The sequence below is a fragment of the Bradyrhizobium sp. genome, assembly GCF_035701725.1.
In the GTDB taxonomy this organism is placed as follows: domain Bacteria; phylum Pseudomonadota; class Alphaproteobacteria; order Rhizobiales; family Xanthobacteraceae; genus Bradyrhizobium.
Map to the genome: position 1 here is coordinate 1 of NZ_DASSRP010000036.1, position 9,274 is coordinate 9,274.

Here is a 9,274-nt window from a genome sequence, read left to right on the forward strand (position 1 = left end):
ATTGCGATCGCCATGCTGGAACCCGTGAAGAAGCTCTCGCCGAGCCGAGGCAGTCCGGTTGCGAACATGTGGTGCACCCACAAGCCGAAGGAGAGAATGCCGGTCGCAATGAGCGCCATGACCAGCGGCAGATAGCCGAACGCCGGGCGCTGCGCGAATGTCGCGATCATGGTTGAAACCATGCCGGCCGCGGGCAGGAAGATGATGTAGACCTCGGGATGGCCGAAAAACCAGAACAGGTGCTGCCAAAGCAGCACGTCGCCACCTTCGGCCGGATTGAAGAAATGCGTGCCGACCAGCCGGTCGAGAATGAGGCAGGTGCTGGCAACCATGATTGCCGGCATCGCCATGATCACCAGGAACGATGTCACCAGCATCGCCCAGACGAACAGCGGCATGCGATCGAGACTCATTCCCGGTGCGCGTTGCTTGAAGATGGTGACGACTAGCTCGAGCGACACCGCCAGTGCAGAGAGCTCGGTGAAGGTAATCATTTGAGCCCAGATATCGGCACGCTTGCCAGCACCGTATTGCGGTCCGGACAGGGGGACGTAAGCGAACCAGCCGACGTCAGGCCCCATGTCCAGCGCAAATGCAATCCACAGCAGAAGTCCGCCTGCCAGATAGATCCAGTATGAGAACGCGTTCAATCGGGGGAAGGCGATGTTGCGCGTGCCGACCATCAACGGCACCAGATAGACGGCCATGGCCTCCATCACCGGCACGGCGAACAGGAACATCATGTTGGTGCCGTGCATGGTGAAGATCTGGTTGTAACGATCGGCGCCGATAAACCGGGCCTCCGGGCCGGCCAGTTGAATGCGCATCAAGATCGCAAGAACCCCGCCCAGCGCCAGAAACACGAACGCCGTGAAAATGTAGCGCTTGCCGATGATCTTGTGATCGACGGTCGCAAGCGCATGCCAGAACCCGGACGGCGTCTTCCAGGTTTCTGCGAGCGCTGCTGCAAGCAGCGGACGATCGGTATCGTCGTCGCGCGCACCCGCTCGAATGACGGTCTCCATCATCTCAAGCTCGCCATGTAGGCCGAAACGGAACGCAGTTCGTCCGGCGAGAGCGGCACCATCGGCATGTTGTTGCCGGGCTTCTGCGTTTGCGGATCGGCGATCCAGGCGGCGAGCGAACCGCGGGTCGTTTCAAACAGGCCGGCGGCGATATACCGGCGGCCGCCGACATGCGTCAGATCGGGCCCGGTGGTGCCGGCGGCTTGCGTGCCTCGGATCGTGTGGCAAGCCGCGCAGGGTTTGGCGAGGAAGATGTTGCGGCCGGCCGCGACTTCCTCGTCCGATGCCGCCGTCGCCGGCTGGCGCTGCGCCTCCGACCATTGATCGAAGGCCGCCTGCGTTTCGGCAATCACCACGAACGCCATATGCGCGTGCTGCATCCCGCAAAACTCGGCGCATTGTCCGCGATAGGTACCGAGACGATCGGCGCGAATAGTGATTTCGTTGGGCCGGCCCGGGATCAGGTCCTGTTTGCCTGCAAGGCTCGGGACCCAGAAGGAGTGAATGACGTCGTCGCCTTCAAGGAGGAGGCGAACGTTGCGGTCGACGGGGATATGAATCTCATTTGCAGTCTGAAACGACCTGCCTGGCTGCGGGTCAAGATATTCGACGTTCCACCACCATTGCGACCCGTGAACCCGAATCGTGAGGTCATCGCCTCCGGCGACGTCAAGCGCGCGGGTGGTGAAGAAGCTTGCCGCCGTGAAGCCCGCGATCACGATCGCTGTCGCGACGGTTGCGATGGCGACAGCGCGCGCCATGCGATGCTCGGTGCGCTGATCGAGCGTGGACTGCCGCGGCCGCGCGCGCCGGCGGCGCCACAGCGCCGCGATCAAGGCAACCATCACCAGCGTCCAGACCAGCGCGCAGACGACGACAATAAGGACAATCAGCTGTCTCACATCGGCGGCGGATTTGCCGTGCGTATCGAGCACCGATTGCCATCCGCCGCAGCCGGTAAGGGTACAGGCGAGGGCAAGCATCGCTCCGGCTGCAAGCAATCTCACGGCGTCGGACCTTGGTCCGGATGTACGGGGGTGGGACCCTCGTCGAACATGCTGGCAGCGGGAGCCCGATTTTCGGCAGGCCGCGTCTGCTTGTCATCGTCCCGACCAGGCGCAGCCGTTCTCGCCGAATAGGCGCCGATGGTCTGCACATAGCCGGCAAGTTGCCAGATTTGTTCAGTCGTCATTTTGCTGTGAAATGCCGGCATGCCATGGGGGCGACCGTCGCGGATTGAGGCGAAGATCGAGACCATTTCCGGGCCGTAGTACCACCAGCCGTCGAGGAAGGCGGGGCCGGCCCCGCCACGCCCATCGGCATGGCAACTCTTGCAGCCGAACCAGCTGTAGAGCCTCTTGCCCTGATCGAGATTGTAGGCGTTGATTTGGTAGGGCCTGTCGAGCGCGTAGTAGATCTGCGGTGGCGCGCCGCTGATGCCGCCTGGCATCAGCGCAATTCGGTCGAGCGCCGCGGCTACCGGCGGAGCCAGTCGAAGGTCCCGCTCTTCCCGCTGGCAACCCGCCAAGGCCAGCGCGAATGCAGCAAACATGACAACAATTCGCATGAAATCGGTTGGAGTGCTGCTTGATCTCGATGCCTAATGCCTCGCTTTGAAGATGGTTCCTATTTTGAACCGTGGCTGCCGGCCTACGCGGACTTGGCTGCTCCCGGTCGCGCGCTAATTGACGTTGTCTGCCCACATGTTTCTGAGGGCATCCGACACCGCAGCCAATCCCGTGGTGCGTCTCATCAAGGCAATCTCGCCCTGCTGCTCATGTCGGATCGCGTGCGCCATGATCCTCAATCTCGGATCGCCGTGGCCGCGCCACGCCTCGTCCGCCATTCGCACCGCGCCGGCGTGATGAATCGTCATCAAATGCGTGAAGATACCGTCGAACTCACCTGCAGATGCCGATTGCGCCTGCCGCATTTGCGCAAGCGTGAGATAACCGGGCATATCGGCGCGCTCCTGCGCGCTGCATGCGGGCATTGCAAGCGCGAACCAGCGTTTCCACCAGGCTTCGAAGATCCTGTTCTCGCCAGCCTGGCTCGCGACCATCAGAGCGGCAAGCGCCTTGAGATGCGGATCGCTCGCGCGTTCGACGCCGAGCCGCGCGAGCTCGATGCCCTGCGCGTGATGGGTGGTCATGTGGCGCATGTAGATCTGGTCTCGTTCGCGATCATCGCCCATCCAGGGCTAGTCGATTCCTAACTCGCTCGCGAGCGCAATGACGGCGAGCGCACAGACGACGACTGCGCCTCCAGCGCCCCACGCTTTCGCGATCTTCACGTTCGTGGTGTTCGGCGCCCTTCCGAACGGCCACCGCAGCCACGCAAATAACGGATACATGACGGCGGATGACATGTGTACCAACAGGCCGATCCAGTATGGCTGCTGCAGCGGGAATAGCGGCTGCCAAAACGGAAATAGCGGCACCAGAACCAGCCACTCGCTCGCGGAGGAAAACGCCGCCCAGGGAATGGCGAGCATAAGAGTTCGCAGCGGCGAAAGTCCGGCCGTCCAGCGGCCCAGCAAGCCAAAGAACACAATAGCCCAGGAGAAGTCAGCCCATTGATGAAAGGCGATCCCGACGAAGATCGCGCTCCCCGACGGGTCGGCGCCGAGCATCCCGTCACGTCCGGGAATTGCCGCCACCGTCATCCAGTCGACGGCGGCATCCCGCCCGAGCCGCGCGGCAGAAAGCTGACTTACGATCGTCGAGAAGCTGCTGCTGATGACGCCGAGTTCGGCCGCCGCGATCCAGTTCGACTTTGGTTTCGACTTTGGTGTCGAGTTGGGCTCCGACATGGCCGCCGCTGCGCCGGTGAGCTCAGGTCGGCCGGTCCAGGTTGCCGAACGGCTTGGTCTCGCCGGATTCCTCATCTTCGTCGCGTGCGCGCTGTTCCTGCGCCCTTCCTTCGTCATCCAGCGTCTGATCGCCGATCACCTCCGCGACGACGCGCTTGGCTTTTCCGGCGACAATCTTCCTGAGGGTTTTGGCTTTTGACATGGAGCCCTCACACAAGGGGATTGATCACGAAGTTGATGCAGCCGACCTCGCTTTCATCGAAGCCAGTCTCCGCTTGGCGGGCGCTGCCGCTGCAAAATCAACGCGGAGATCGTCGCTGGTTCCTAAATGCCGGGAGCCGGAGCATAGGAACATTCGCGCGTGCCTCGCGATTGACGAACTGACAACCAGGAGGTCGCTGATGCATGAGGCCCGTCAATTTGCCGTCGTTACCGGCGCCTCGACCGGAATCGGTCTCGAACTGGCGCGCTGCTGCCTGCGTCAAGGGTTTGACGTTCTGATCGCTGCCGACGAGCCAGAGATCGAGAGCGCTGCGAGCAAGCTGCGTGAGGTTGGCAGTGGAAATATCCAGACCGTACAGGCAGACCTGTCGACCACCGAAGGTGTCGACAAGCTTTACACCGCGGCGCAGGGACGGCCGGTCGATATATTGATGGCTAACGCCGGACGTGGATTGGGACGCGCCTTCCTGGACCAGGAATTCGGCAAAGCCCGCAAGGTGATCGACACCAACATTACAGGGACGGTTTATCTAATTCACAAGGTTGGCAACGACATGCGCCGGCGCAATTCCGGGCGCATCCTGATCACGGGTTCGATCGCGGGCTTCATGCCGGGCAGTTTTCAGGCGGTCTACAACGGCAGCAAAGCCTTCCTCGACTCGTTCTCGTTCGCCCTGCGCGAGGAGCTGCGCGACACCAATCTCACCGTGACCTGCTTGATGCCGGGGGCCACCGAGACCGAGTTCTTCAAGCGCGCCGACATGATGGATACCCAGGTCGGCACCGCGGAGAAGGACGATGCCGCCGAAGTGGCCCGGGCCGGTTTCGATGCGATGATGCGCGGGGAGGGGGACATCGTCACCGGCATGAAGAACAAGCTTCAGTCGGCGGCTGCAAATGTCATGCCCGCGGGCATGCTCGCCAAGCAGCATCGCAAGATGGCGGAGCCGGGAACGGCGAAGCCGCAACGGTCGTAGCGTCAAGTAGGTCGGCGGTACGCGAGCGATCTCCAAGGGCCGGAGGTTTGCAACATTGGCGGCATCTGACATTCGCAAGGAAATGCCGCCGGTCAAAATGCCGCGCGAAGAGTTCGAGCGGCGCTATCGCCTTCGCTTCGCCGACCCTGTCTTTGACCCCCTTCAACGCGAGCTTGACCTGGTGATCGCGGTCGCCTGGGACGCCTACAGCCATTCGCGGAAATCGCCGCTTACACGGAAGGCGGGCGAGGGGTTTTCCGATCCGGAGTACCAAATCGCTGTCGATTGGCTGGCCGCGCGCGAAGCGATCCTGCGCGCGCAGCGCAAGCATGACGACCGGAGCCAGAGGCCGGCGGTTCTCGTCATCAATGGTTCGCCGCGAACCGAGCACACCTGTCCCGGCGAGAGTTCGAAAACCTGGAGAATGGTCAAGCTGGCCGAGACTGTCTTCGAAGCGATGGGATTGGCAGTGAATGTGCTCGATCTGTCGCGACTGACATCCGAATTTGGCAAGAACATCCATCCCTGCAAATCCTGTGTCGCGACTTCAATGCCACTTTGTCATTGGCCGTGCAGTTGTTATCCGAACTATTCGCTCGGTCAGACGGACGACTGGATGAACGAGATCTATCCGCTCTGGGTCGCGGCCCACGGCATCATGATCATCACGCCCGTTCATTGGTACCAGGTCCCGACGACTTTGAAATCGATGATGGACCGGCTGGTTTGCGCTGACGGAGGCAACCCCGATCCCAGTTCGACCCATGGCAAGACGGCGCAGGAGGCCAAGGCGCTCGAACTGAAAGGCTGGCCGTATCCACGACACCTCGCGGGCCGATATTTTGCAATCGTCGCCCATGGCGACGCCGTCGGCGCCGAAAGCGTTCGGCGCTCGCTCTCCGACTGGCTGACGGACATGTCGTTGGTTTCGGCCGGCCGGTTTGCAGAAGTGGACGGCTATGTCGGCTACATGGAACCTTATGCGACGTCGCATCGCGCGCTCGACGACGACGCGGCGTTTCAGAAGGATGTCGGAAATGCGGCCCGGGCGCTCGGCACTGCGGTCAAGCTTGCGAGGGAAGGGAGGCTTGAGAACCCCGGGCGCGGTCTGGTGGACACAAATCCGAAACAGCAGCGGTAGTTTCGCGTCAGGTTTTCGGCGCACTAGCGCAGATCACCTCAAGTCTTTCGAGCAAGGCGCGCTGCCCGGCATTGATCTTCTCATATGCGGAAGCGAGATCAAACCAAGCGGCGCGATCGATCTCGGGAAACTGCTGGTGTCGTCCGCTCCGGGGCGGCCATTCGATTTCGAAGGTATTGCTGTGGATGTTCGTCACATCCACGTCGGTTTCGACCGCGAACGCGATTACGATCTTGCCGCCGCGTTGTCTGACCTCGGCCAGCGGAAAAATCGCCTTTTGCAGTTCGAGACCCAGTTCCTCGCGAAACTCCCGGCGGGCGACTGCTTCGGCAGATTCGCCAGGCGCATATTCGCCCTTCGGGATCGACCAGGCGCCAAGATCCTTGTTGCGCCAAAATGGGCCGCCGGGGTGAACCAGAAGCACTTCGATGTCGGCACGCTTGCGTCGAAACGCGAGCACCCCGGCGCTCTTGGAAGCCATTGCTCTCGGGCTTTACATGGTTGGAGGTGAACGGCAACTACGCCGGTCCTGAGTTCGAAAGATAGAACGGGTTTTGTGACCTTGCCAGTGTTTCTGCCGGCCCTGACGAAGCGCGGACACTACCGCGAGCGCGGCAGCGCGTAAGCGCGCACATAGTCACCGAGCTTGGTGCCAAAGGAGCCATGGCCGCCGTCGACGGTGACGACATATTGCCTTCCGTCAGCTTCATAGGTCATCGGTGTCGATTGTCCGCCGGCGGGAAGGCGATCCTGCCAAAGCAGCTTGCCGTCATCGACGTCGAAGGCGCGAATATAGTCGTCCATGGTGCCGGTGAGAAAGCTCACGCCGCCCGCCGTCACGATTGGACCTCCAAGCATAGGCACGCCAAGCTTGAACGGAAGCGGTAACGGTGCCTGATCGCGAATAGTGCCGACGCGATGGCGCCATATGATTTTGTTGGTCTTCAAGTCGAGAGCAGCCAGGCTCCCCCAAGGCGGCGCCATGCAAGGGATATGCAGCGGCGACAGAAAGACGCCGAGATCGACGCCATAGGGAACGCCGTACATCGGTTGAACCCCGAGTTCGGTGCCGGGCGGATGGGCCGAATCCGGAGCCGACGGGTTGTCCTTGCCGCGCGGCACCAGACGCGAGACGAAGGGGATCGACTGGGGATTGGCTATTGCAATCTGGCGGTTTGGGTCGACGGCAATGCCGCCCCACTCGAACATGCCGAAATCGCCGGGATAGACGAGCGTGCCTTGCTCCGATGGCGGCGTGAACGGTCCTTCGTAGCGCAGCCGGCGGAACTTTACCCGGCAGATCAGTTGATCGAACATCGTGCTGCCCCACATCTGCGCCTCGGTCAGGATCTGGCGGGGCCGAAAGCTCAGATCGGAGAACGGCTGGGTGGGGGATGTGTGGTCGCCTGGTGCGGCGCCCTGCGGGACCGGCTTTTCCGGAGCGGGTACGAGCAGATGTCCGTCGCGGCGGTCGAGTACGAAAATGTCTCCGGTCTTTGCGGGCAGGTAGATCGCAGGCACCGTCTCGGCATCGTTGCGCAGGTCGATCAGGCTCGGCTGCGAAGGCAGGTCCATGTCCCAGAGGTCATGATGCACGTTCTGGAACGACCAGCGCAGCTTTCCGGTCGCAATGTCGAGCGCGACCAATGCCGAGTCGTAGCGCTCCTGGTCCGCGGTGCGGTGGCCGGCCCAGATATCCGGCGAACTCGATCCGAGCGGCTCGTAGACCAGGCCGAGCTTTTCGTCGACGGCGGCAACGGTCCACGAATTGGGAGAGCCGGCGGTGAACTGATGTGTATCGGATGGCATTTCATTGGGATCGGGATTGCCGGCATCGAACACCCAGATCAATTTTCCCGAATAGATGTCGAAGCCGCGGATCACGCCTGAAGGCACCCGGGTCGAATAGTTGTCGATCACGGCGCCGCCCATGATCAGTATCTTGTCGGTGACAACCGGGGGCGAGGTCCCTTCATAGAAGCCGAGCGTTTTGATCTCGTTGCCCTCCTTGAGATCGATCTGGCCGTGATTGCCGAATCCCTCGCACGGCTTTCCGGTCTTGGCATCCAGGGCGAACAGCCTGCCGTCGTCGGTCGGCAGGAAAATGCGCTTCGGACACTCGGAGGGCGCGGGCGAACCGTCGGCGGCGAGGGCGCCGGCCCCGGTCTCGTGATACGAGACGCCGCGGCAGGTCATATGCTGGAAGGTCTTGTTATGTCCGATTTTTGGATCGAACTTCCAGCGCAGCTTTCCGCTCGCGGCATCCAGCGCGAACACGATCTGATGCGGTGAGCAGGTGTAGAGTAGATCGTCAACCTTCAACGGTGTGACTTCGTTCGTGAACTCGTCCGGATCGTCGGGACCCTTCTTGTCGCCGGTCTCGAATTGCCAGGCGAGTACGAGGTCCTTGACGTTGTCCTTGTTGATCTCGCTCAGAGCAGAATAGCGCAAACCAAGACCGCTGCCGCCATAGGCGGTCCAGTCCACTTTTGCCGCCGGCTCACCCGTCATGATGGCGGCGCCGGCGCTGGCCGTCGGCAGCATTCCCGCGACATCAAAGCGATCGCGGCTCAGCGACACCGCGAGCAAGACAAAGGAGATCGCGATGACGACGGCGAGTGAACGCTGCGCCGTACGCCAGCCACCCGAACGGCGGGAAACGATAAAGGGAGACAGCAACCAAAGGCCGAGAGGAACGAGAACATCGCCGCGCGGCGCAAGGGACCAGAAATCAAGTCCGACTTCCCAGACCGACCAGATCATGGTGCCCATCAGCAGCGCGACGTAGACCCAAAGTGCCGCGGCGTGACGAATGGCGAGCAGCCAGCCCGTGAGCAGGAGCGCAACACCTGCGATCAGATAATAAGGCGACCCGCCAAGGCCGACGAGCCAGATTCCTCCAGCGGCAAGGGCCAAGCCCATCACCGAAACAACTGTCACAGTGGCCGTCAGAAGAGGGGCGTGCGCTCGGATCGATGAGTCGGCCGACATCCCGCGATCCATGACTCGTCCTAAAGAATCTTGAAATCTGCGCCGGCGTCGCCGTTTTCTTCCGGTTCACCAGCGCAAAAGCGGATGACAAGATGATCTTCAAGCA

General features: G+C 61.8%; 10 protein-coding genes. 2 read left to right on the forward strand and 8 right to left on the reverse strand.

What is annotated here, in order from left to right:
- From VFL62_RS02070 to VFL62_RS02095, 6 genes are all read right to left on the reverse strand, one after another.
- On the reverse strand, positions 1–1,025 hold a 1,025-nt coding region (locus tag VFL62_RS02070; protein ID WP_414644578.1), incomplete at its 3' end, for a cbb3-type cytochrome c oxidase subunit I.
- Complete coding sequence (gene coxB, locus VFL62_RS02075; RefSeq protein ID WP_325170728.1) at positions 1,025–2,008, reverse strand: cytochrome c oxidase subunit II; 984 nt, start codon at positions 2,006–2,008, stop codon at positions 1,025–1,027. The genes VFL62_RS02070 and coxB, both read right to left, overlap by 1 nt.
- A gap of 20 nt (positions 2,009–2,028) precedes the next feature.
- Positions 2,029–2,592: a c-type cytochrome gene (locus VFL62_RS02080; protein ID WP_325170720.1), complete on the reverse strand. Its 564-nt coding sequence runs from the start codon at positions 2,590–2,592 to the stop codon at positions 2,029–2,031.
- 114 nt (positions 2,593–2,706) lie between these two features.
- Complete coding sequence (locus tag VFL62_RS02085) at positions 2,707–3,219, reverse strand: DUF305 domain-containing protein (protein WP_325170721.1); 513 nt, start codon at positions 3,217–3,219, stop codon at positions 2,707–2,709.
- A gap of 6 nt (positions 3,220–3,225) precedes the next feature.
- Entirely contained in the window at positions 3,226–3,837 is a 612-nt protein-coding gene (locus VFL62_RS02090) for a hypothetical protein (RefSeq protein WP_325170722.1), read from the reverse strand.
- 22 nt (positions 3,838–3,859) lie between these two features.
- A complete protein-coding gene (locus VFL62_RS02095) occupies positions 3,860–4,039 on the reverse strand; it encodes a CsbD family protein (protein WP_325170723.1) in 180 nt (59 codons plus the stop codon).
- 199 nt (positions 4,040–4,238) lie between these two features.
- Between VFL62_RS02095 and VFL62_RS02100 the strand changes: the two genes are divergently transcribed.
- Complete coding sequence (locus tag VFL62_RS02100; RefSeq protein ID WP_325170724.1) at positions 4,239–5,036, forward strand: SDR family NAD(P)-dependent oxidoreductase; 798 nt, start codon at positions 4,239–4,241, stop codon at positions 5,034–5,036.
- A 55-nt stretch (positions 5,037–5,091) separates the two neighbouring features.
- Positions 5,092–6,177 (forward strand): flavodoxin family protein, encoded by a 1,086-nt coding sequence (locus tag VFL62_RS02105; RefSeq protein WP_325170725.1) that lies wholly within the window; start codon positions 5,092–5,094, stop codon positions 6,175–6,177.
- Between the two features lie 7 nt (positions 6,178–6,184).
- Here VFL62_RS02105 and VFL62_RS02110 read toward each other — a convergent pair whose 3' ends face one another.
- Both VFL62_RS02110 and VFL62_RS02115 read right to left on the reverse strand, forming a co-directional pair.
- A complete protein-coding gene (locus VFL62_RS02110; RefSeq protein WP_325170726.1) occupies positions 6,185–6,658 on the reverse strand; it encodes an NUDIX domain-containing protein in 474 nt (157 codons plus the stop codon).
- Positions 6,659–6,777: 119 nt separating this feature from the next.
- Entirely contained in the window at positions 6,778–9,168 is a 2,391-nt protein-coding gene (locus tag VFL62_RS02115; RefSeq protein WP_325170727.1) for a glucose/quinate/shikimate family membrane-bound PQQ-dependent dehydrogenase, read from the reverse strand.
- Between the last annotated feature and the right edge of the window lie 106 nt (positions 9,169–9,274).